The following is a 23,651-nucleotide window of genomic DNA, read 5'->3' as shown; positions in this document are numbered from 1 at the left end:
ATTACTGGCTGTCAGATTGAAAATTTAGTGGTTAACGAATTCCCCATCCAGATAAACTTTGCCTTTTTCTACATGCATGACTAAACCATCCAGATAATCAGGTTTAAATGTCGCGTCACGCTTATCTTTAGCAATATATGTCAGGCAATGATTATGGGTGAAAATAACGATATTTTTATCAGGCGCTTTGCTTTGTAAGTCCTTAATTGCACTATAAATCTCATTACCGCACTGAAGAAGTCGTTTATCTACCGTCAATTTTTTACCCGCTGAAAACCAGGTAGCCGACTGAATGGTCCGGACGGTATTACTGGAATAAAGATCGAAATCAGGGATATCAGCACTAAAAGCGTTGCCCAGTTCACGGGCATCCTGGGTACCTTTAACCGTAATACCTGTTTTATCTGACAAGCATTGATTGGTTGAACGGTCGCAACGTTCAGCATGACGAAACAAAACGACAACCGGGTGCTGCTGTGCCAGTCTGGCCAGTGTTTTATTGTCGATACGTGGCAAACCATTGCTACTCCAGGCGGCATGAGTACCCAGTCCGGCAATTGCAGCGAGCGCCAGTAAAATGATGATATATTTTTTTGACTTCAACGAAGAGCGGCAAAAAGCTAACACGTAAACTCCACCTATAGACAAGCGCAACCAGACAATTACCGTGAAATTGAGCTACATTTCTGGCGATAATTCGCAGTTGGTGTAATATTAAAAATCCTACGATGTCGGCAAAATGCCTCAAAATTTTGCCAAATGCAAAGCCTAAATAAGAAAAAATATAAAAATTTCAATATTTACGTCTAATATTAGTTTCTTAAGGTTAAGTTAATATTCTATCCTTAAAATTTCGCTCCAAATGGCAAAATATACACAACACTCTTTATAGCAAATATAAGTGGACAGGTATTCAATGGCGGAAGGAAAAGCAATGTCAGAATTTTTGCCTTTTTCGCGACCAGCAATGGGCGTGGAGGAACTCGCTGCAGTTAAAGAGGTTCTCGAATCCGGTTGGATCACAACCGGTCCGAAGAATCAGGCGCTTGAGCAAGCTTTTTGCCAGTTGACGGGAAATCAGCATGCCATCGCGGTCAGTTCAGCCACCGCCGGAATGCATATCACGCTAATGGCGTTGAAAATTGGCAAGGGCGATGAAGTGATTACGCCTTCCCTGACCTGGGTTTCAACCCTCAATATGATTTCCTTGTTGGGTGCAACGCCGGTAATGGTGGATGTCGACCGCGATACGCTGATGGTCACGCCTGAAGCTATCGAGTCAGCCATTACGCCACGCACTAAAGCCATCATTCCGGTGCATTATGCCGGTGCGCCAGCAGATATTGACGCCATTCGCGCCATTGGCGAACGTTACGGCATCGCAGTTATCGAAGATGCTGCCCATGCCGTCGGTACGTATTACAAAGGGCGACATATTGGCGCAAAAGGTACCGCTATTTTTTCATTTCATGCCATTAAAAATATTACCTGTGCTGAAGGTGGCCTGATTGTAACTGATAATGAAAACCTTGCCCGCCAGCTACGGATGCTGAAATTTCACGGTCTGGGTGTCGATGCCTATGACAGACAAACCTGGGGCCGTGCACCGCAGGCTGAAGTCTTAACACCGGGCTATAAGTACAATCTGACCGATATTAACGCCGCGATTGCCCTGACACAGTTAGTCAAATTAGAGCACCTCAACACCCGTCGGCGCGAAATTGCCCAGCAATATCAGCAAGCACTGGCAGCTCTCCCCTTTCAGCCATTAAGCCTTCCCGCCTGGCCGCACGTTCACGCCTGGCATCTGTTTATTATTCGTGTCGATGAACAACGTTGTGGTATCAGTCGCGATGCGTTGATGGAAGCGTTAAAAGAAAGAGGCATTGGTACCGGGTTACATTTCCGCGCCGCTCACACACAAAAATATTATCGCGAGCGTTTTCCCACGCTGTCGTTACCGAATACCGAATGGAATAGCGAACGCATCTGTTCTTTGCCGCTGTTCCCGGATATGACTACCGCCGATGCCGACCATGTCATCACAGCCCTTCAGCAACTCGCAGGACAATAAGCCATGTTTGAAATCCACCCTGTTAAGAAAGTCTCGGTGGTTATTCCCGTTTATAACGAGCAGGAAAGCTTACCGGAATTAATCAGGCGCACCACCACAGCCTGTGAATCGTTGGGGAAAGAGTATGAGATCCTGCTGATTGATGACGGCAGTAGCGATAATTCCGCGCATATGCTGGTCGAAGCCTCACAAGCGGAGAACAGCCATATTGTGTCTATTTTGCTTAACCGCAATTACGGGCAACATTCAGCGATTATGGCGGGATTCAGTCACGTTACTGGCGACTTAATTATTACCCTTGATGCCGATCTCCAGAATCCGCCAGAAGAAATCCCCCGCCTGGTGGCAAAAGCCGATGAAGGTTACGACGTGGTAGGGACTGTACGCCAGAACCGCCAGGACAGCTGGTTTCGTAAAACCGCTTCGAAGATGATTAACCGGCTTATTCAGCGCACCACTGGCAAAGCGATGGGTGATTACGGTTGTATGCTGCGCGCCTATCGCCGTCATATTGTCGATGCGATGTTGCACTGCCATGAACGCAGCACCTTTATCCCGATTCTGGCGAATATCTTCGCCCGCCGTGCCATTGAAATTCCAGTACATCATGCCGAGCGTGAGTTTGGTGAATCCAAATACAGTTTTATGCGCCTGATTAATTTGATGTACGACCTGGTGACCTGCCTTACCACAACGCCGCTACGTATGCTGAGTCTGCTCGGCAGCATTATTGCGATTGGAGGTTTTAGCATTGCGGTGCTGCTGGTGATTTTACGCCTGACCTTCGGACCACAATGGGCGGCAGAAGGCGTCTTTATGCTATTTGCCGTGCTGTTTACTTTTATTGGCGCTCAGTTTATCGGCATGGGATTACTCGGTGAATATATCGGCAGGATCTACACCGATGTCCGCGCCCGCCCCCGCTATTTTGTTCAGCAAGTTATCCGTCCATCCAGCAAGGAAAATGAATAATGAAAACCGTCGTTTTTGCCTACCACGATATGGGATGCCTCGGTATTGAAGCCCTGCTGGCTGCCGGTTACGAAATTAGCGCCATTTTTACCCATACTGATAATCCCGGTGAAAAAGCCTTTTATGGTTCGGTGGCTCGTCTGGCGGCGGAAAGAGGGCATTCCGGTTTATGCGCCGGATAACGTTAATCATCCGCTGTGGGTGGAACGCATTGCCCAACTGTCGCCAGATGTGATTTTCTCTTTTTATTATCGCCATCTTATTTACGACGAAATTTTGCAGCTCGCTCCCGCAGGTGCATTTAATCTGCATGGTTCGCTGTTACCAAAATATCGTGGTCGCGCGCCGCTGAACTGGGTGCTGGTCAACGGTGAAACGGAAACTGGCGTTACATTGCACCGAATGGTGAAACGTGCCGATGCCGGGGCCATTGTGGCGCAACTGCGCATTGCCATTGCGCCAGACGATATCGCTATTACGCTGCATCATAAATTGTGCCATGCCGCGCGCCAGCTACTGGAACAGACATTACCCGCCATTAAACACGGTAATATTCTGGAAATCGCCCAGCGCGAAAACGAAGCCACCTGTTTTGGTCGCAGAACGCCGGATGACAGTTTCCTTGAATGGCATAAACCGGCATCCGTACTGCACAACATGGTACGTGCCGTTGCCGATCCGTGGCCGGGTGCCTTCAGCTATGTTGGCAATCAGAAATTCACCGTCTGGTCGTCGCGTGTTCATCCTCATGCCAGCAAAGCACAGCCGGGGAGCGTGATTTCTGTTGCGCCACTGCTGATTGCCTGTGGCGATGGCGCGCTGGAAATCGTCACCGGACAGGCGGGCGACGGCATTACTATGCAGGGCTCGCAATTAGCGCAGACGCTGGGCCTGGTGCAAGGTTCACGCTTGAATAGCCAGCCTGCCTGCACCGCCCGACGCCGTACCCGGGTACTCATCCTCGGGGTGAATGGCTTTATTGGCAACCATCTGACAGAACGCCTGCTGCGCGAAGATCATTATGAAGTTTACGGTCTGGATATTGGCAGCGATGCGATAAGCCGTTTTCTGAATCATCCGCATTTTCACTTTGTTGAAGGCGATATCAGTATTCATTCCGAATGGATTGAGTATCATGTCAAAAAATGTGATGTCGTCTTGCCGCTGGTGGCGATAGCCACGCCGATTGAATATACCCGCAACCCGCTGCGCGTATTTGAACTCGATTTTGAAGAGAATCTGCGCATTATCCGCTACTGCGTGAAGTACCGTAAGCGAATCATCTTCCCGTCAACTTCAGAAGTTTATGGGATGTGTAGCGATAAATACTTCGATGAGGACCATTCTAATTTAATCGTCGGCCCGGTGAATAAACCACGCTGGATTTATTCGGTATCAAAACAATTACTTGATCGGGTGATCTGGGCCTATGGCGAAAAAGAGGGTTTACAGTTCACCCTCTTCCGCCCGTTTAACTGGATGGGACCACGACTGGATAACCTTAATGCAGCGCGAATTGGCAGCTCCCGCGCTATTACGCAACTCATTCTCAATCTGGTAGAAGGTTCACCGATTAAGCTGATTGATGGCGGAAAACAAAAACGCTGCTTTACTGATATTCGCGATGGTATCGAGGCGTTATACCGCATTATCGAAAATGCGGGAAATCGCTGCGACGGTGAAATTATCAACATTGGCAATCCTGAGAACGAAGCGAGCATTGAGGAACTGGGCGAGATGCTGCTGGCGAGCTTCGAAAAACATCCGCTGCGCCATCATTTCCCACCGTTTGCGGGCTTTCGCGTTGTCGAAAGTAGCAGCTACTACGGCAAAGGATATCAGGACGTAGAGCATCGTAAACCGAGCATCCGCAATGCCCACCGCTGCCTGGACTGGGAGCCGAAAATTGATATGCAGGAAACCATCGACGAAACGCTGGATTTCTTCCTGCGCACCGTTGATCTTACGGATAAACCATCATGACCAAAGTAGGCTTACGCATTGATGTCGATACCTTTCGTGGCACCCGTGAAGGCGTGCCGCGTCTGCTGGAAATCTTGAGTAAGCATAATATTCAGGCCAGCATTTTTTTCAGCGTCGGCCCGGACAATATGGGCCGCCATCTCTGGCGACTGGTGAAGCCACAGTTTTTGTGGAAGATGCTGCGCTCAAACGCGGCATCGCTTTATGGCTGGGATATTTTACTGGCAGGTACGGCCTGGCCAGGTAAAGAGATTGGTCATGCCAATGCCGATATCATTCGTGAAGCGGCTAAACATCACGAAGTCGGCCTGCACGCCTGGGATCACCATGCCTGGCAAGCCCGTAGCGGTAACTGGGATCGGCAAACAATGATCGACGATATTGCACGCGGTCTTCGCACTCTGGAAGAGATTATCGGTCAACCGGTAACCTGTTCTGCCGCTGCGGGCTGGCGTGCCGACCAGAAGGTGATCGAAGCAAAAGAAGCGTTCCATTTGCGCTACAACAGCGATTGTCGTGGGGCCATGCCGTTCCGTCCATTGCTCGAATCAGGAAACCCTGGCACTGCGCAAATTCCGGTGACCTTACCCACCTGGGATGAAGTGATTGGTCGGGATGTGAAAGCAGAAGATTTTAACGGTTGGTTACTCAACCGCATCCTGCGAGATAAAGGCACGCCGGTTTATACCATTCATGCAGAAGTTGAAGGCTGCGCTTATCAGCATAATTTTGTGGATCTCCTCAAACGCGCAGCTCAGGAAGGCGTGACATTTTGCCCTTTAAGCGAACTGTTATCAGAGACGTTGCCGCTCGGACAAGTTGTTCGCGGAAATATTGCCGGACGTGAAGGCTGGCTGGGTTGCCAACAAATTGCGGGTAGTCGCTGATGAAATCGGTACGTTACCTTATCGGCCTCTTCGCGTTTATTGCCTGCTATTACCTGTTACCGATCAGCACGCGTCTGCTCTGGCAACCCGATGAAACGCGTTATGCGGAAATCAGTCGAGAAATGCTGGCATCCGGCGACTGGATTGTGCCCCATCTGTTAGGGCTACGTTATTTCGAAAAACCCATTGCCGGATACTGGATTAACAGCATTGGGCAATGGCTATTTGGCGCGAATAACTTTGGTGTGCGGGCAGGCGTTATCTTTGCGACCCTGTTAACTGCCGCGCTGGTGACCTGGTTTACTCTGCGCTTATGGCGCGATAAACGTCTGGCTCTACTCGCCACAGTAATTTATCTCTCATTGTTTATTGTCTATGCCATCGGCACTTATGCCGTGCTCGATCCGTTTATTGCATTCTGGCTGGTGGCGGGAATGTGCAGCTTCTGGCTGGCAATGCAGGCACAGACGTGGAAAGGCAAAAGCGCAGGATTTTTACTGCTGGGAATCACCTGCGGCATGGGGGTGATGACCAAAGGTTTTCTCGCCCTTGCCGTGCCGGTATTAAGCGTGCTGCCATGGGTAGCGACGCAAAAACGCTGGAAAGATCTCTTTATTTACGGCTGGCTGGCGGTTATCAGTTGCGTACTGACGGTTCTCCCTTGGGGACTGGCGATAGCGCAGCGGGAGCCTAACTTCTGGCACTATTTTTTCTGGGTTGAGCATATTCAACGCTTTGCACTGGATGATGCCCAACATAGAGCTCCGTTCTGGTACTACGTGCCGGTCATCATTGCCGGTAGCCTGCCGTGGCTGGGATTACTCCCCGGTGCACTGTACACAGGCTGGAAAAACCGCAAGCATTCCGCAACCGTCTATTTGTTGAGCTGGACGATAATGCCGCTGCTGTTTTTCTCCGTCGCTAAAGGTAAATTGCCCACCTATATTCTTTCCTGCTTTGCATCTCTGGCAATGCTGATGGCGCATTACGCTTTGCTGGCAGCAAAAAATAATCCTCTGGCGCTGCGGATTAATGGCTGGATTAACATCGCTTTTGGCGTCACTGGCATTATTGCCACATTTGTGGTCTCCCCGTGGGGACCAATGAACACGCCGGTGTGGCAAACCTTCGAGAGCTATAAAGTCTTTTGTGCCTGGTCGATTTTTTCGCTATGGGCATTTTTCGGCTGGTACACCTTAACAAACGTCGAAAAGACCTGGCCTTTTGCCGCGCTTTGCCCGCTGGGGCTGGCGTTGCTGGTAGGATTTTCAATTCCTGACAGAGTTATGGAAGGAAAACATCCGCAATTTTTTGTCGAGATGACACAAGAATCACTTCAGCCAAGCCGCTATATTCTTACTGATAGCGTCGGTGTTGCCGCAGGTCTGGCATGGAGCCTGCAACGCGATGACATCATCATGTATCGCCAGACAGGTGAGTTGAAATACGGCCTTAATTATCCGGATGCGAAAGGGAGATTTGTCAGCGGTGATGAGTTCGCAAACTGGCTTAATCAACATCGTCAGGAGGGGATTATTACTCTCGTGCTTTCGGTTGACCGCGATGAAGATATCAACAGTCTCGCCATTCCGCCCGCAGATGCCATCGATCGTCAGGAGCGTCTGGTGCTGATTCAGTATCGTCCCAAATGATCTGGCTAACATTAGTCTTTGCCAGCTTGCTTAGCGTTGCCGGGCAGTTGTGTCAGAAACAGGCAACCTGCTTTGTGGCGATAAACAAACGGCGCAAACATATCGTGCTGTGGCTGGGACTGGCGCTGGCTTGTCTTGGTCTTGCCATGGTGCTCTGGCTGCTGGTCTTGCAGAACGTACCGGTAGGCATTGCTTACCCGATGTTAAGTCTGAATTTTGTCTGGGTGACGCTGGCTGCAGTAAAACTGTGGCACGAACCGGTATCGCCGCGTCACTGGTGTGGGGTGGCGTTCATTATTGGCGGCATTGTGATCCTCGGGAGTACGGTGTAATGGGCCTGATGTGGGGATTATTCAGCGTCATTATTGCCTCAGTTGCGCAATTAAGCCTGGGTTTTGCGGCGAGTCATCTGCCGCCGATGACGCACTTATGGGATTTTATCGCGGCTCTGTTAGCTTTTGGCCTGGATGCCCGGATACTGTTACTCGGGCTGCTGGGTTATCTGCTTTCCGTTTTTTGTTGGTATAAAACGCTTCATAAACTTGCGCTAAGCAAAGCCTATGCCTTGCTCAGTATGAGTTATGTGCTGGTATGGATTGCTTCAATGGTACTTCCCGGCTGGGAAGGGACTTTTTCGCTGAAAGCACTACTGGGAGTAGCCTGTATTATGAGCGGGTTGATGCTGATTTTCCTGCCCACGACAAAACAACGTTACTGAGTTTTCCCTGCCACTTTACACTGCCGTTCCCACTCATCGGGGCTATAACTGCTTGCCGAGAGGACTTTCACCGTATGCAGCTTTTCACGATTAATACAATAAAGCGCATTCTGCAAAGGCGAGAGTAAATCCCCCACTTTCACGGCGAAGTCACTCTTCACTTCGGCGATCATTTTTATCGCGCCGCCAGCATCGCAGAGCATAAGTACATGTCTGTTATCTTGTTTATTGCAGCACGATTTTTTGACCAGCCATTCCATTGCATTATCCTGTTTGCTAAGAGTTTTCACATCAATTTACAGATTAACAGATAAACTCTTTATCAACGGCAATGGAATGGCAGAAATGAGAAGTGAAACGGAGGGTTAATTATTGCTGACGTTGCACCCACTCTTTTAGCGCCTGACGTGAAATTTTAATACCGCCGTTTTTCAGCTCCGGCGGCAGAGTTAGCCAGCGCACCGGTTGTTGAAAACGGGCCAGCTTATCTTTCACCCATTCACTAAGATCAACGCTCTCGTGGTCATACTCCATCACCGCCACCGGTCGATGACCAAACTCCTTGTCGGCAACGGGGACGATAAACACCTGCAAAACCGCAGGATGTGCAGCAATTACGCGCTCGACTTCTTCCGGCTGAATACCCTCTCCGCCACTGAAGAATAGATTGTCTAAACGTCCGACAATGGTCAGCTTGCCATTATGCATCTCACCGCGATCGCGCGTAGCGTACCAGCCTTCGTCATTAACCAGTGAAACCAGTTGCCCGTTACGCCAGTAACCTTCTGCCATACTGGCAGCCCGCAGCCACACTTCATTATTAACGATTTTCACTTCCCGACCCGGCAGCGGCGAACCAACGTCTGCCAGGCCGTCGGCTTCTTTCGCACACACCGTGGAGGCAAACTCGGTCAGACCATAGCCGCAAAAGCAACGAATCCCCTGCTCGCGCGCCTGTTCCGTCAACTCGACCGGGATAGCCGCGCCGCCAAGTAACACCGCTTTCAGGGAAACGGAACTACGGTTAACCAGCAAACGCCAGAGTTGTGTTGGCACCAGTGAAGCGTGAGTACAGCCTGCCAGCATTTGCTCCAATGGCTGTTTATCACGTACCGTCATCCGCGCACCAGCGTATAACCAGCGCCACATAATTCCCTGACCGGAGACGTGAAACAGCGGTAAAGAGAGCAACCAATCATCGTGATCGCCAAACGGAATCAGCGATAACACACCTTGCGCACTGGCAAGATGGGCCTGATAAGTATGGACAGCGGCTTTCGGCAAACCGGTAGAACCCGAGGTCAACGTCATTGAGCACAGACGCGTCGGCTGCCACGTAGCGGCATGTGCGCCTTCAACCAGCTGAATGTGCAGCGACGTTAATGCCGGAAACGTGTTTTCCCCATCCGGCACCAGAGCAAATTGCAGCGTCAGATTGGGCAGCAATTCTTCAAGCAACGGTTGCGGCAGCTGAGGGTTCACGGGCAACACCCGCGCCCCGCATTGCAGTAACGCCAGCCAGGCGAGCAGCGTTTGCGGCGTATTCCACGCCCGCAACATCACGCCGCTGCCCTCAACCACCCCCTGCACCGCAAATCCGGAGGCTAATTCATCGACGCGAGCACAAAGCTCGCGCCAGTTGAGTTGCTCGTCATTAAGACGTAAGGCGATGGTTTCTCCCCGCACTTGCCGCCAGTGACGCCACGGCCAGTCAGAGAAGATCATAACAACCGCTCCAGTGCATCAACTTCCACGACAGGCAGCGTGCTACCCGGCCAGCGACGTACCTGCTGCGCCTGCATCAGATCCAGCGTGTCCAGCCCTGGAATGGTGTCCGGCGTTAACCAGGCGGCAATCCGCGCCAGTTGCGTTAAGCCTAAGCTCGATTCAATGGAAGAACTGATCACCGCCGTCAGCCCCAGCGCGTGCGCCGCCTGTACCTGCTCGCGTACTTTTTCCAGACTGCCCGTGAGCGTGGGTTTGATAACTACCGCGCGCACGCCCTCTTCAGCCACAAAGGCAAAATCCGGCTCGCGCAGGCTTTCATCCCAGGCAATGGCAATGCCGGTTTCACGGGCAAACGCTCGCGAATCATCGCGGGTTTTGCACGGCTCTTCGAGAAACGCGATGCGGTCGCGATAATCCGGGTTAACGTATTTGGCAAACTGCTGACCTTTCAGCGGTGTCCAGGCGCGATTTGCGTCAAGACGCAAATGCAGATCCGGAATTGCCTCCAGCAACAGATTCACCACCATGCCGTCGCGCACCGCTTCGTACAATCCCACTTTGACCTTCGCCACTTTCTCGCCTGGCATATCTGCAAGTTTGAGGATCAGATCGTCCGGATCGCCATTACACAGCGGTGCCGCACGGTAGTTGGCTGCTTGCGGCAACGTATCTGTCAGTTCTGCCAATGCACAGCTTACGCCAAAGGCCACGGAAGGCATCTGCGGTAGCTCGCAATCGCCTGCCAGCCAGTTATTTACCCAGGCAAGCAGCACACTTTGCGCCTCTTCCCAGGTTTCCTGACTGAAGCCCGGCAGTGGGGAGATCTCCCCCCACCCTTCGCGCTCGCCTTCACGCAGGCAAACATACAGCCCGTCGCGGGTTTTTAACCGCCTGTCGCGCAGAACCACCCCCGCGTCCATGGGGATCTGCCAGCGGTATACCTGCGCGCTACGCATTACGGATTCCGTTTAAATTTGCTGAAATCAGGCTGACGTTTCTGGTTGAAAGCGTTGCGACCTTCCTGACCTTCTTCCGTCATGTAGAACAGCATGGTGGCGTTGCCCGCCAGCTCCTGCAGCCCCGCCTGCCCGTCACAGTCGGCGTTCAGCGCAGCTTTCAGGCAGCGCAGCGCCATCGGGCTGTTTTGCAGCATTTCGCGGCACCAACGGACGGTTTCTTTTTCCAGATCCGCCAGCGGTACCACGGTGTTGACAAGGCCCATATCCAGCGCCTGTTTTGCGTCGTACTGACGGCACAGGAACCAGATTTCACGCGCTTTTTTCTGTCCGACGATGCGAGCCATGTAGGAAGCGCCCCAGCCGCCGTCGAAGGAGCCGACTTTCGGGCCAGTCTGACCGAAGATGGCATTATCTGCCGCGATAGTCAGGTCGCACATCATGTGCAGAACGTGCCCACCGCCGATGGAGTAGCCAGCCACCATCGCGACAACCGGTTTCGGACAGGTACGGATCTGACGCTGGAAGTCCAGCACGTTCAGGTGATGTACGCCGGAATCATCTTTATAGCCGCCGTAATCACCACGCACTTTCTGGTCACCACCGGAGCAGAACGCTTTATCGCCTGCGCCAGTCAGAATGATCACGCCGATATTGTCGTCATAACGCGCATCTGCCAGTGCCTGGATCATCTCTTTTACCGTCAGAGGACGGAAGGCATTGCGCACCTGCGGACGATTAATGGTGATTTTTGCGATACCGTCGGTGGATTTTTCATAACGAATGTCCTCGAAACCTTCGGAGCAGTTGTGCCATTCAACCGGTGCGTAAAGCATTGCTTCATCAGGATAAATCATATTGTGTCCTTTAGTCAGAAACGCAAGATCTGCGCCAGACTTGCGATTACGCCAGCGGGATTTTCCCGATGCGCGTTATGTCCGGCGCGAGGAATGACATGGCAGTCGGCAGCCAGTTCCGCCGCCAGGGCGCGGAATTTGCTGTCACGTTCACCACATAAATAATAAAACGCAAATGTGCGGGCGCTAAGGTTAGCACGTAAATCGGGCTGGACGGCGAGAGAAGTCGCCTCCAGCATGGCGGCAAGCGTTGCGCCATTATTGTTGCTGCGCAGCGCAACCAGCTCCCGGCGTTGTTCGTCATTGAGTGAGGCAAAAACAGGCTGTTGATACCAGTCAGCAAATACCGCCGTTAACGGTTCTGTGCGAAAACGCTGCGCCCATTGGCGATCGGAACGCTGACGTTCCGTGCGTTGTTCAGCATTTTGCAGCCCCGGATGACCGCCTTCGACAACAACCCCACAAAGCCCCGCCAGCCCCTGGCAAGCCGCCATCATCGCCACCCGTCCGCCAAGCGAGTACCCCACCAACCAGAAGTTAAGGATGTTGTAACTAACCAGGGTTTTACGCAGTAAGTCGGTGACATCATCAAATCCATCGACGCTAATCGCCGCCGAACCACCGTGCCCGGGAAGATCAACATACAATCGGGAGTAGTCGGCAAACGCCTCGCCCACTTCTTGCCATTCGTGGCAATCGCCGGAAAAACCGTGCAAAAACACCAGCCAGGGTAAACCTGGTTTGCCATGTTTTGCCTGCGCGTGCAGGATCATAAATGGCTTACCTGCGCCAGAAGTTGCTGGAGCGTTTGCGCACCATCGGTGTCGTTAACCACCATTTCAATTACCGTGGTGGTTGGCGTGCGCCAGGCGTCAGCAAGCGCCGTTTCAAGTTCCTGCCAGTTTTGCGGACGATGATATTTCAGCTCGAACATCGCGGCGGCGTGCTCAAAATGGACGTTTTGCGGCATCAGATAGAAACGCTCGCGCTCGCTTTTCGGCGTTGGCAGCAGCGAGAAAATTTGCCCGCCGTTGTTGTTCACCACAATTAATACCAGCGGCGCAGAAACCTGACGCAATAACGCCAGCGCGTTGAGATCGTAAAGTGCGGAGAGATCACCCACAATCGCCAGCGTCGGTTTGCCGCTTGCCCGCTGAACGCCGGCGGCGGTCGAAAGCAGCCCGTCGATACCGCTGGCCCCACGGTTGCTGTACACCGGGTAACCTGCCGGAAGTTGCGAAAGCGCATCAATCAGACGTACCACCAGGCTGTTACCGACAAACAGTTGCCCCTGTTCAGGCAGATAGTCGCAGATGCGATGCGCCAGTTGCGCTTCGCCAAACGCATCGCGACGGTCAATAACCGCCTGCATTGCCTGTTCCGCCAGGCGCGGGATTTCAACGCACCAGGGCTGGCGTTTTTCTGCCGGATGCAGCTCCAGCCAGTCGGCAATATTGGCAATTAAGCGACGTCCGCGATGGTGTGCCGGATCAAGTCGCCCTTCAATATCATCAACAATCCAGTACTCTTCTGGTTCACAGCTTGCCTGCCATTGCAGGAGCCGTTTCCCCGTCAGGCTGCTTCCCAGTTGCACCACAATTTGCGCCTGCTGCAGCTCGCTGGTCGCTTTGGCATTGCCTAACCAAAGATCGGCACACGGCAGCGGCTGCCCGGTTTGTGACAGCACATCGCCAATCAGCGGCCAGCCAAGAGTTTGCGCCCACAGGGCAACTTTTTTGCCCTCTTCCGCACTCATGCGCCCGGCAACCACCACGCCGCGCTTTTGTCGCCAGAAGAACCAGTCGCGCTGTTTTTCACTTTCCAGACGAGGCGCTTCACGCAGCCACGGTTTGTCGTCCTGCCACCAGTCACCCAGACGCTGTTGCCAGCTAAGCCCGGTATCGTCCATTTCGCCATACAGCGGTTCAGCAAACGGGCAGTTGATATGGACTCCCCCCGCATGAAGCGTACCGAGAGCGTGGTCGATGGTAGAAACCAGCCAACGTGCGGGGATATCCTGGGTCGGGCGCGGCAATGAAATACTGTGCGTGGGGTGAGAGGCGAACATTCCCGGCTGGCGAATTGCCTGATTCGCGCCGCAGTCAATTAGCTCCGGCGGGCGATCGGCGGTTAAGAGAATCAGTTTTTCTCCGGTTAACCCGGCTTCAATCAGTGCCGGATAGAGATTTGCCACCGCCGTGCCGGAGGTCACAATCACCGCCACCGGCTGCTTGCTGACTTTCGCCAGCCCCAGCGCCAGATGCCCCAACCCACGCTCATCGAAATGGGTGTGGTGAATGAATGCGGAATTCTCCGCCGCCGCTAACGTTAACGGTGTAGAACGCGAGCCTGGGGCGATACAGATGTGTCTGACGCCGTGACGCGTTAATGCTTCCAGAATGACCGCCGCCCAGCGTCGGTTAAATGCGCTTACTGACATGAGTTTGTCCGGTATCAATATTGCGGCTAAGTATAAGGAGCTACAAAAATAGATTATTGATATGAATCGGTAATGATGCGACTCATTACTATTCCATTTGTAATAAAGTACGCAGCCCTGCCGCTTTGTTGTCGATTTCCTGCCACTCTTGCTCGGGGTCGGAACCACGGACAATGCCCGCGCCAGCATATAATCGCACGACATTGCCGCTAATTTTTGCTGAGCGCAGGGAAACGCAGAATTCGCTTTGTTGTAATGAGAGATAGCCCGCAGAACCGGCGTACCATTCTCGGGTGAACGGTTCGTGACGGGCGATAAACTGTCGCGCCAGATCGCGCGGTAAGCCAGCAACTGCTGCCGTTGGCTGCAACTGATGTAAACAGATCACATCATCCGCTTTGTTGAGTGAAGTCCAGATACAGCGGCGAAGATGCTGCACTTTACGCAGACGCAGTACCTGCGGCGGTAAAACATCCAGCGTCTGGGTATCGGCCTGTAATCGTTGACAGATATCTTCCACCACCAGCATGTTCTCGCGCTGGTTTTTATCATCCGCCATCAGCCACTCTCCTAACTGCTGCGCCTGCTTATCATCAGGATTATTTGCTACTGTTCCCGCCAGCGCTTCAGTACGCAGCGCTTTGTCACGCCGCCGCCATAACCGTTCCGGTGAAGAGCCAAGAAAAGCATTTTCGCCATCAAAGGCCATGTAAAAATGGTAGCAATTCAGATTCAGTCGACGACTGGCAGCCATCATCGCCGCCGCGTTGACCGGACTTGCGAAATGCAGGTCAGTTGCCCGAGCGAGCACCACTTTGTCGAGCTCACCTTCGGCGATGGTTTTCGTTGCCAGTTCGATTAATTGCGTCCAGCCCGTTTTGTCCGGCCAGTGTTGTTCTCGCGTGGTGGTTAAATGTAACCCAGGCAAGGGCTTGATACTCACCAGTGTGGCGATAAATTCTTTTGCCTGAATCGCATCGTGCTGAAGGGAGCTTTCGCTGAATAGCGTCAGCCGCAGCGTGGCTTTACCGCCACAGCGTCGCCATTCCAGGCGGGGTAAAAGTAAATTGCCCTGCGACGGGTCAAAAGCATTCAGCCCCCAAATGCGTAAGTCGGCGTGTTCCGGGTGCTGGCGAAGAAAACGTTGTGCCTGGTCCAACGACGTAAAACGGGTAATCGCGCCCAGGACGACAGCTTCTTCATCACCATTACGTTGTTGCCAGTAGAATTGCGGGTATGTTTGCTGACTGGCCAGCCAGCTCAAGGCATCAAAAGCGTCTTTGAGAGGGAAAGGAATATCGATAACCCGAATGCCGGGTGTCGCCGGAATCTCTTGCGACAAATGGCGCAGTAGATTTTCCAGCGCCGTAGTAAGTGATTGCACGCGGACCTCTCCCTGTTAAAAGCCTCACATTATACGGGGTACTACAAAAAAAATGCAGTACCCCGGTGTAGGGAGGTTTTAACGGCGTGCCAGCAACAGTCCTAGTACCAGCCCAACGGCCGCGCCCACACCAATTCCTTGCCAGGGTTTTTCGTGGACGTAGTCATCAGCACGATAAACTGCCTGCTTCGCCCGATAGTAATAACTGTCTGAAGCCTGGCTAACCCGTTTTTTCACATCATCCAGCGCTTTTTCTGCACGCGCTTTCAGCTCAACATATTTCTGATCGGCGGGATCGCCAGAGGAGCGGAGCACCTCTTCCAGTGTTTCACTAAGCAGCGTCAGGTCGTCATCGATACGTGTATCACCAAACTGATTAGACATTCTCGTTCTCCATTTGCGTAAAACCTGTCACTAACTATAGACAAGGGTTGTTGATTACGCCTGAATTACCTCGCGTGCCATCCCAATGTGTGGGATACCATCTTCTTCATAGACCTCCGTCACAGGGATAAAACCGAAACTCTGGTAGAAGTTTTGCAGATGCGCCTGCGCCCCGAGGTAAACAGGCTTATCAGGCCAGTGATGCGTACATGTTTCGAGTGTTTTACTCATCAGCTGCTGCCCCACTTTTTCGCCACGCAACGCTTCACTGACAATCACCCGACCTATAACGACCGGCTCAAGATCATCATCACTTTTCAGAATCCTCGCATACGCCACCAGTTCATCATTTTTCCAACCGAGAATATGGCGATTATCCCCCGTCAAATCATCACCATCGATATCCTGATAAGGGCAATTCTGCTCGACAACAAACACCGCGCAACGCAGTTGTAATAAGGCATAAAGCTGGGAAACCGATAATTCAGAGTGATGCAGATCTTGCCATTCAATCATAATGCTCTCCTTTTAGATGTATGCCTTATACTAGCCGGAATATTTTTTGAAACGTGATGAACTCATGGAATTAATTTTTTTAGGTACTTCAGCCGGTGTGCCAACCCGCACGCGCAATGTCACGGCAATATTGCTTAACCTGCAACATCCGACCCAGAGCGGACTTTGGTTGTTTGACTGCGGTGAAGGCACCCAGCATCAGCTACTGCATACCGCCTTTAACCCTGGAAAACTGGACAAGATTTTTATCAGTCACCTTCATGGCGATCATCTTTTTGGTTTACCCGGCTTGCTGTGCAGTCGTTCTATGTCAGGCATTATCCAACCCTTAACGATTTATGGTCCGCAAGGTATCCGTGAATTTGTGGAAACCGCGCTGCGGATTAGCGGCTCATGGACCGATTATCCGCTGGAAATTGTCGAAATTGGCGCTGGCGAAATTCTCGATGATGGCCTGCGCAAAGTAACCGCTTATCCGCTGGAACACCCACTGGAATGTTATGGCTATCGTATTGAAGAACATGATAAACCGGGTGCATTAAATGCCCAGGCATTAAAAGCTGCTGGCGTGCCGCCTGGCCCACTGTTTCAGGAATTAAAAGCGGGCAAAACAATCACGCTGGAAGATGGAAGGCAGATTAACGGCGCAGATTACTTAGCTGCTCCAGTGCCAGGTAAAGCGCTCGCTATTTTCGGCGATACCGGCCCCTGCGATGCCGCACTTGACCTGGCTAAAGGTGTCGATGTCATGGTGCACGAAGCGACGCTGGATATAACCATGGAAGCCAAAGCCAATAGTCGCGGCCATAGCTCTACACGCCAGGCTGCGACACTAGCCCGTGAGGCTGGAGTCGGCAAGCTAATCATTACCCACGTCAGCTCGCGCTATGATGACAAAGGTTGTCAGCACCTGTTACGTGAATGCAGGTCAATTTTCCCGGCGACTGAACTGGCGAATGATTTCACCGTGTTTAACGTTTAACTCTGCTTATTATTAAAAACAGGGCGAAACTTGCCCTGTTATCGCAACCCGCGCTACATATATCCACCCACACAGGCATATTGAGCGATTTTTGATATTTATTCATCTCCTTACGCACTATATTCAGAGCAATAAGTTGCCTCTTTTCATCTTGATTCAGCACAACCTTTGCAACTAAAAGGAGCCCATGATGGTTACAGTTGTCAGCAATTATTGTCAATTATCTCAAACGCAACTCAGTCAGACATTTGCAGAAAAATTTACTGTGACCGAGGAATTACTGCAGTCTTTAAAAAAAACAGCGTTATCCGGAGATGAAGAAAGCATTGAGTTACTGCATAATATTGCGTTAGGTTATGATAAATTTGGGAAAGAAGCTGAAGATATTCTTTACCATATTGTTAGAACCCCAACAAATGAGACCCTATCGATTATCCGACTTATCAAAAATGCTTGTTTAAAATTATATAATCTGGCACATATCGCAACCAACTCCCCCCTCAAATCACATGATTCAGATGATCTCCTGTTCAAAAAACTATTCTCCCCTTCGAAATTAATGACAATTATCGGTGATGAAATTCCTCTTATATCTGAAAAACAGTCGCTTTCAAAGGTGCTTTTAAATGATGAGAATAATGAACTGAGTGATGGTACAAACTTCTGGGATAAAAATCGTCAATTAACCACAGATGAAATAGCTTGCTATCTTCAGAAGATCGCCGCTAATGCAAAAAATACTCAAGTCAATTATCCTACTGGTCTCTACGTCCCCTACTCCACCAGAACTCACCTGGAAGACGCTCTCAATGAAAATATTAAGAGCGATCCATCATGGCCGAATGAAGTCCAGTTATTCCCCATAAATACTGGCGGACACTGGATATTAGTTTCGCTACAGAAAATAGTAAATAAAAAAAATAATAAACTACAAATAAAATGCGTCATATTCAACTCATTGCGTGCACTAGGCTATGATAAAGAAAATTCACTTAAGCGTGTCATTAATAGTTTTAATTCTGAACTCATGGGAGAAATGTCGAATAATAATATAAAAGTTCATTTAAATGAACCAGAGATAATATTTTTACATGCCGATCTTCAGCAATACTTAAGCCAAAGTTGCGGTGCATTTGTGTGCATGGCAGCCCAGGAAGTGATTGAACAAAGGGAAAGCAATTCTGACAGCGCCCCCTATACGTTATTAAAAAACTATGCTGACAGATTTAAAAAATATTCAGCAGAAGAGCAGTACGAAATTGATTTTCAACATCGACTGGCAAACAGAAATTGTTATTTAGATAAATATGGCGATGCAAATATCAATCATTATTATAGAAACTTAGAAATAAAACACTCACAACCCAAAAATAGAGCATCCGGCAAAAGAGTGAGTTAACATCATTGTTAATTAATTCGACCAGTCAGCAAATATGCTGACTGGTCGAACATAGTTTGCTAAACAGTCATCACTGACTGATGTCAGTCACACCATCCGCCAGTTCAATCTTCGGGTATTTCCAGCGTATCTCGGCACGCGATTGCTGGTCTGTTGATGTAGTGGATTGTTGTTGCTGACTTTTCTTACCCTCAGAGTTCTGCCCCCTGTCAACTCAATCTGCCAATAAATAACATAATTATATTTTTCCTTATATGAATTCCTTTTTAAAATAGCGAAGCCACTGTAAAAGATACTTTTTGTATAGATCTAACAACCGTAATAAAACAAACACTCATAACTCATTATAAATAATGATAAAATAACGTCTTTTATTGATAATTTATATATGAAAAAAAAATCCTTTTGTTATATTATTTCTGATTTCACTCCCTCTGATTATTTTTACCAACCCTGGGTCACTGCATTATCGCCAACGCCCCGACACGTCAGTCCTGAGCAATTAGAAAAAACAGTTCGTTATCTTACACAAACTGTGCATCCACGTAATGCCGACAATATTGATAATCTGAATAGGTCCGTAGAGTATATAAAAGAGTTCTTTGTCAGTAGCGGTGCCAGAGTTACCGCGCAGGGCGTCCCCGATTGGCTATTACGACTCTGCGCCTGGTAGCCAGGATTACCCTTACCCGCAATGTCCTGGCTTTATCCCGATCGGGGGGACTTTATTGCCTGGTCGGCAGAATACAGGATATCAACGCCGTTCGTCAGGTAAAAACGGCATTGTTATCATCCCGGGATTTATCTGTTTATTCTATGAATGCCCCATGGTTTATTCCCGGTATTGATTTCTCTGACCACCTGAATTATTGGCAACACGATATTCCCGCCGTAATGATTACTGACACCGCTTTTTATCGTAATAAACAATACCACTTGCCCGGTGATACAGCAGACAGATTGAATTATCAGAAAATGGCTCAGATGGTGTTATAACCTTGTTACACAACAGTAAATAATAAAAATTTCTCGAGGCGGGTCCAGAAACAGCGACATGTACATTTTATTTTCCCTCGTCTGTTTTAAGATGCGAAACATAAAATTCAATGGAGGAAAAATAAATGGGAATGATTGGTTATTTTGCAGAAATTGACTAAGAAAAGATTAACCAACTGCTTGAGTCTACTGAAAAACCTTTGATGGATAATATACATGACACGCTTTCAGGATTACGCCGACTGGATATTGATAAACGCTGGGATTTTTTACACTTTGGGCTGACAGGCACCTCTGCTTTTGATCCCGCGAAGAATGATCCGCTGAGTCGTGCCGTGCTTGGTGAACACAGCCTCGAAGATGGCATAGATGGCTTCCTGGGATTGACCTGGAATCAGGAATTAGCCGCGACAATCGACCGACTGGAATCACTGGATCGAAGTGAGCTGCGTAAACAGTTTTCCATTAAGCGACTCAATGAAATGGAGATTTATCCGGGAGTGACCTTTTCAGAAGAGTTAGAGGGGCAACTCTTTGCCTCGATCATGCTTGATATGGAAAAGCTGATTAGCGCGTATCGACGTATGCTGCGACAAGGGAATCATGCGCTGACGGTTATTGTTGGGTGATGGTGTCAGAGCGCCAAAAAAAACCGCCGAACATGTCGGCGGCTTTCTGACTTACAAACTAACAGATTACATCAGCGGCATTGCTAACCGCACAATACTAATCAGCGGTTGTGGCCATACACCCAGCACCAGTACCAACAGTGCAGAAATCAGCACCACGATACCGCCCGCGCTGTACTGCCAGTTTGACGGTGCATCGCGACCCGGTTGTTCCGGCGCGTGCAGGTACAGGCTCACCGCCACGCGCAGGTAGTAGTAGAGGCCGATTGCCGAACCGACAACCACGGCACCCACCAGCCACCACAAGTGTGTCTGGACACCGACCGCCAGCACGTAGAACTTACCGATAAAGCCCAGCGTCATCGGGATACCGGCCAGAGACAGCATCATCACCGTCATCACTGCCGCGAGGATCGGACGATGCCAGAACAGACCGCGGTAAGAGAACAGGGAATCAGCATCCGGGCCACGATACGGGCTGGACATCAGGCTGACCACGCCGAACGCGCCGAGGCTGCTGAACAGATAACCGGCCAGGTAAACCCCTACCGCTTCCATCGACATCTCGCCGGTTTGCAGCGCAATCAGCGCTACCAGCAGATAGCCGAGGTGAGAGATAGATGAGTAACCGAGCAGACGTTTGATATTGGTCTGGCTCAGCGCCATCAGGTTACCGAAGATGATGGAGGCAAAGGCGATAATCGCCAGCACCACGCGAATCGCTTCGCTGTCACCCACCGGTGCGTAGAGGAACAGACGCATCACCACACCGAAGATAGCGATTTTGCTCGCCGTCGCCAGGAAAGTGGAAACCGGCGCAGGCGCGCCCTGGTATACGTCTGGCGTCCACAGGTGGAACGGCACCAGAGAGAGTTTGAAGCCGAGGCCAACAATCATCAGGCCGAAACCTGCCAGCAACAGCGGCTCGTTGAGCATACCGTCGCCAAGGTTTTTACCCAACGCGACAAACGACAGGTCGCCAGACTGCGCATACACCAGCGCCATACCAAACAGCAGGAAAGAAGACGCTGCGGCAGAAAGGATGGTGTATTTGATACTGGCTTCCAGTGAACGTTTCTGGCGGAAAGCGTAACCGACCAGGCCAAACAGCGGCAAAGAGATCAGTTCGATACCGAGGAACAGAGACGCCAGATGGTTGGCATTCGCCAGCAGGATCCCGCCCAGCGCGGCAATTAACACCAACAGGTAGAACTCATCCTTGTTGTCGTTATAGCCTTCAAGCCACGGGTAGGCGAAAGTACAGGTGGCGAGGCTCGCCAACAATACCAGCCCGGTGTAAAGCATGGCGAAACCATCAACGCGCATCAGCGGCGTTACGTCCATAGCGCCCGCCTGGCCAACAAACCAGAGCGAAACCAGCGCCGCGTTAAGCCCAATAACCGAGAGCGTAGCGTTGAGGAAATGATTGCGTCGCCACGCAATGGAGAGCATCACAACCACCACCGTCAAGCCGACGATCAGCAACGGTAGCAGTGCGATCAGGTTTTGTGGAGTTATTGTCATGGCGATTTACGGCCTTGTAGTAGTAACGGAATTAACAAACCACTGCTGGATATTGCCAATCGCGGAGTGCGAGGTATCCAGAATCGGCTGCGGATAGAAGCCCAGCAGTACCAGCAGCACCACCAGCAACAGGATCATAAACAGCTCACGCAGCGACATCCCTGGCAGTTCCTGGCTGGCAATCTGGCTTTTCGCTTTACCGAAGTAAGCGCGATGTAACATCGCCAGCGAATAAACAGATGCAAAGACCAGCCCAAAGGTAGAGATAACGGTAATCACCGGTACAACCTGGAAGCTGCCGAACAGAATCATAAATTCGCCGACGAAGTTACCGGTGCCAGGCATCCCAAGCGTTGCCACCGCAAAGAACAGCGACAGTGCTGGCAGCCATTTCATCTTGCTCCACAGACCGCCCATCATGCGCATGTCGCGGGTATGGATACGTTCATAAAGCTGACCACAAAGAATAAACAGACCCGCCGCCGACAAACCGTGCGCAATCATCTGGATTACCGCGCCCTGGTAGGCCAACTGGCTGCCGGTGTAGATAGCAATCAGCACGAAGCCCATGTGGGAAACCGAGGTGTAGGCGATCAGACGTTTGATATCGGTCTGGGCGAAGGCCATCCACGCACCGTAGAAGATGCCGATAACACCCAGCCACATAGCAATTGGCGCGAACTCTGCCGACGCGTTCGGGAACAGCGGCAGGGAGAAACGCAGCAAACCGTAAGCGGCAGTTTTCAGCAAGATCCCCGCGAGGTCAACGGAACCGGCGGTCGGAGCCTGGGAGTGCGCATCCGGCAGCCAGCCATGCAGCGGAACCACCGGCATTTTGACTGCGAAGGCGATGAAGAAGCCCAGCATTAACAGGTATTCCACACCACTGGACATTGGCGTATTCAGCAGCTCTTCATAGTTGAAGGTCCAGACGCCGGTCGCATTGTAGTGAACAAAAACCAGCGCCAGGATGGCAATCAACATCACCAGGCCACTCGCCTGGGTGTAAATGAAGAACTTGGTTGCCGCCGTGATACGCGTTTTACCGTCAGAGGCTTTATGCCCCCACAGTGCGATCAGGAAGTACATCGGCACCAGCATCATTTCCCAGAAGAAGAAGAACAGGAACATGTCGATGGCAAGGAACACGCCGATAACGCCGCCCAGGATCCACATCAGGTTGAGGTGGAAGAAGCCCTGATATTTTTCGATCTCTTTCCACGAACATAGTACCGCCAGCACACCGAGCAGACCGGTCAGCACGACCATCAGCAGCGACAGCCCGTCAATGGCGAGATGAATAGAGATACCAAAACGCGGGATCCACGGCATGTCGAATTCAGACTGCCACTGCGGAATTCCGGCGGATTGCGTCAGTGAATAACCGCCCTGCAACCACAGTTGCAGCGACAGCGCCAGCGTCAATCCCATGGTGATCAGCGCGATCCAGCGTGGCACCTTGACGCCAAAGCGTTCGGTCTGCCAGCACAGGAAGCCGCCAATAAAGGGAATTAATATTAGCCAGGGTAGTAACATGGCGATCTTTATTCCTTGTAAAAGTCCCGTCAGG

General features: G+C 51.0%; 21 protein-coding genes and 2 pseudogenes. 11 read left to right on the top strand and 12 right to left on the bottom strand.

The window, feature by feature from the left end; all coding sequences use genetic code 11:
- Positions 1-24: 24 nt before the first annotated feature.
- Positions 25-627 (bottom strand): lipopolysaccharide core heptose(II)-phosphate phosphatase Ais, encoded by a 603-nt coding sequence (gene ais, locus AB4H76_RS08035; protein WP_000879112.1) that lies wholly within the window; start codon positions 625-627, stop codon positions 25-27.
- A gap of 307 nt (positions 628-934) precedes the next feature.
- On the opposite strand from ais, the gene arnB reads away from it, so the two are divergent.
- The 7 genes and pseudogenes from arnB to arnF all read left to right on the top strand — a co-directional run bounded on the left by arnB (position 935) and on the right by arnF (position 8,286).
- Positions 935-2,074 (top strand): UDP-4-amino-4-deoxy-L-arabinose aminotransferase, encoded by a 1,140-nt coding sequence (gene arnB, locus AB4H76_RS08030; RefSeq protein ID WP_001295286.1) that lies wholly within the window; start codon positions 935-937, stop codon positions 2,072-2,074.
- A 3-nt stretch (positions 2,075-2,077) separates the two neighbouring features.
- On the top strand, positions 2,078-3,046 hold the full coding sequence (arnC, locus tag AB4H76_RS08025) for an undecaprenyl-phosphate 4-deoxy-4-formamido-L-arabinose transferase (RefSeq protein WP_000461657.1): 969 nt from the start codon (positions 2,078-2,080) through the stop codon (positions 3,044-3,046).
- Positions 3,046-5,029, top strand: a pseudogene (arnA, locus tag AB4H76_RS08020) (bifunctional UDP-4-amino-4-deoxy-L-arabinose formyltransferase/UDP-glucuronic acid oxidase ArnA). The gene arnC and the pseudogene arnA overlap by 1 nt, the downstream one beginning before the upstream one ends.
- On the top strand, positions 5,026-5,916 hold the full coding sequence (gene arnD / locus AB4H76_RS08015) for a 4-deoxy-4-formamido-L-arabinose-phosphoundecaprenol deformylase (RefSeq protein WP_000169728.1): 891 nt from the start codon (positions 5,026-5,028) through the stop codon (positions 5,914-5,916). The pseudogene arnA and the gene arnD overlap by 4 nt, the downstream one beginning before the upstream one ends.
- Positions 5,916-7,568 carry a lipid IV(A) 4-amino-4-deoxy-L-arabinosyltransferase gene (gene arnT / locus AB4H76_RS08010; RefSeq protein WP_000844057.1) on the top strand — a complete coding sequence of 551 codons (1,653 nt, stop codon included), beginning with the start codon at positions 5,916-5,918 and terminating at the stop codon, positions 7,566-7,568. Before arnD ends, arnT begins: the two co-directional genes overlap by 1 nt.
- A complete protein-coding gene (arnE, locus tag AB4H76_RS08005; RefSeq protein ID WP_000638031.1) occupies positions 7,565-7,900 on the top strand; it encodes a 4-amino-4-deoxy-L-arabinose-phosphoundecaprenol flippase subunit ArnE in 336 nt (111 codons plus the stop codon). Before arnT ends, arnE begins: the two co-directional genes overlap by 4 nt.
- Entirely contained in the window at positions 7,900-8,286 is a 387-nt protein-coding gene (arnF, locus tag AB4H76_RS08000) for a 4-amino-4-deoxy-L-arabinose-phosphoundecaprenol flippase subunit ArnF (RefSeq protein WP_000523880.1), read from the top strand. The genes arnE and arnF overlap by 1 nt, the downstream gene beginning before the upstream one ends.
- Here the strand turns inward: arnF and pmrD are convergent.
- The 9 genes from pmrD to AB4H76_RS07955 form a co-directional block, all read right to left on the bottom strand.
- The gene (gene pmrD / locus AB4H76_RS07995; protein ID WP_001295285.1) at positions 8,280-8,546 is read right to left on the bottom strand and encodes a signal transduction protein PmrD; all 267 of its coding nucleotides are present in this window, start codon (positions 8,544-8,546) and stop codon (positions 8,280-8,282) included. The genes arnF and pmrD overlap by 7 nt on opposite strands.
- A 109-nt stretch (positions 8,547-8,655) precedes the next feature.
- Positions 8,656-10,011, bottom strand: a complete 1,356-nt coding sequence (gene menE / locus AB4H76_RS07990; protein ID WP_000577625.1) for an o-succinylbenzoate--CoA ligase — start codon at positions 10,009-10,011, stop codon at positions 8,656-8,658.
- Positions 10,008-10,970 carry an o-succinylbenzoate synthase gene (menC, locus tag AB4H76_RS07985; RefSeq protein ID WP_001255628.1) on the bottom strand — a complete coding sequence of 321 codons (963 nt, stop codon included), beginning with the start codon at positions 10,968-10,970 and terminating at the stop codon, positions 10,008-10,010. The genes menE and menC overlap by 4 nt, the downstream gene beginning before the upstream one ends.
- Positions 10,970-11,827 (bottom strand): 1,4-dihydroxy-2-naphthoyl-CoA synthase, encoded by an 858-nt coding sequence (menB, locus tag AB4H76_RS07980; RefSeq protein WP_000640005.1) that lies wholly within the window; start codon positions 11,825-11,827, stop codon positions 10,970-10,972. Before menB ends, menC begins: the two co-directional genes overlap by 1 nt.
- Positions 11,828-11,841: 14 nt before the next feature.
- Complete coding sequence (gene menH / locus AB4H76_RS07975) at positions 11,842-12,600, bottom strand: 2-succinyl-6-hydroxy-2,4-cyclohexadiene-1-carboxylate synthase (protein ID WP_085452692.1); 759 nt, start codon at positions 12,598-12,600, stop codon at positions 11,842-11,844.
- Positions 12,597-14,267: a 2-succinyl-5-enolpyruvyl-6-hydroxy-3-cyclohexene-1-carboxylic-acid synthase gene (gene menD / locus AB4H76_RS07970; RefSeq protein WP_001405468.1), complete on the bottom strand. Its 1,671-nt coding sequence runs from the start codon at positions 14,265-14,267 to the stop codon at positions 12,597-12,599. The genes menH and menD overlap by 4 nt, the downstream gene beginning before the upstream one ends.
- An 88-nt stretch (positions 14,268-14,355) precedes the next feature.
- Positions 14,356-15,651 (bottom strand): isochorismate synthase MenF, encoded by a 1,296-nt coding sequence (gene menF, locus AB4H76_RS07965; RefSeq protein WP_001191419.1) that lies wholly within the window; start codon positions 15,649-15,651, stop codon positions 14,356-14,358.
- Positions 15,652-15,729: 78 nt separating this feature from the next.
- Positions 15,730-16,035, bottom strand: coding sequence for a stress response protein ElaB (gene elaB, locus AB4H76_RS07960; RefSeq protein WP_000070621.1), 306 nt, complete (start codon positions 16,033-16,035; stop codon positions 15,730-15,732).
- A 54-nt stretch (positions 16,036-16,089) separates the two neighbouring features.
- Positions 16,090-16,551, bottom strand: a complete 462-nt coding sequence (locus AB4H76_RS07955) for a GNAT family N-acetyltransferase (RefSeq protein WP_000574091.1) — start codon at positions 16,549-16,551, stop codon at positions 16,090-16,092.
- 64 nt (positions 16,552-16,615) lie between these two features.
- On the opposite strand from AB4H76_RS07955, the gene rbn reads away from it, so the two are divergent.
- The 4 genes and pseudogenes from rbn to AB4H76_RS07935 all read left to right on the top strand — a co-directional run bounded on the left by rbn (position 16,616) and on the right by AB4H76_RS07935 (position 20,557).
- Positions 16,616-17,533, top strand: a complete 918-nt coding sequence (gene rbn, locus AB4H76_RS07950) for a ribonuclease BN (protein WP_001300687.1) — start codon at positions 16,616-16,618, stop codon at positions 17,531-17,533.
- A 187-nt stretch (positions 17,534-17,720) separates the two neighbouring features.
- Positions 17,721-18,932, top strand: coding sequence for a deubiquitinase ElaD (gene elaD / locus AB4H76_RS07945; RefSeq protein ID WP_001326980.1), 1,212 nt, complete (start codon positions 17,721-17,723; stop codon positions 18,930-18,932).
- A 410-nt stretch (positions 18,933-19,342) separates the two neighbouring features.
- Positions 19,343-19,951: pseudogene (locus AB4H76_RS07940) on the top strand (hypothetical protein).
- A 144-nt stretch (positions 19,952-20,095) separates the two neighbouring features.
- Positions 20,096-20,557 carry a YfbM family protein gene (locus tag AB4H76_RS07935; protein ID WP_174563067.1) on the top strand — a complete coding sequence of 154 codons (462 nt, stop codon included), beginning with the start codon at positions 20,096-20,098 and terminating at the stop codon, positions 20,555-20,557.
- Between the two features lie 66 nt (positions 20,558-20,623).
- Here AB4H76_RS07935 and nuoN read toward each other — a convergent pair whose 3' ends face one another.
- Both nuoN and nuoM read right to left on the bottom strand, forming a co-directional pair.
- A complete protein-coding gene (nuoN, locus tag AB4H76_RS07930; protein ID WP_000156704.1) occupies positions 20,624-22,081 on the bottom strand; it encodes an NADH-quinone oxidoreductase subunit NuoN in 1,458 nt (485 codons plus the stop codon).
- Between the two features lie 6 nt (positions 22,082-22,087).
- Positions 22,088-23,617, bottom strand: a complete 1,530-nt coding sequence (gene nuoM, locus AB4H76_RS07925; protein ID WP_000926441.1) for an NADH-quinone oxidoreductase subunit M — start codon at positions 23,615-23,617, stop codon at positions 22,088-22,090.
- Between the last annotated feature and the right edge of the window lie 34 nt (positions 23,618-23,651).

The sequence above is a fragment of the Escherichia sp. UTM R2 genome, assembly GCF_048593455.1.
In the GTDB taxonomy this organism is placed as follows: Bacteria; Pseudomonadota; Gammaproteobacteria; order Enterobacterales; family Enterobacteriaceae; genus Escherichia; species Escherichia coli.
This window is presented reverse-complemented; position numbering and strand designations above follow the sequence as displayed.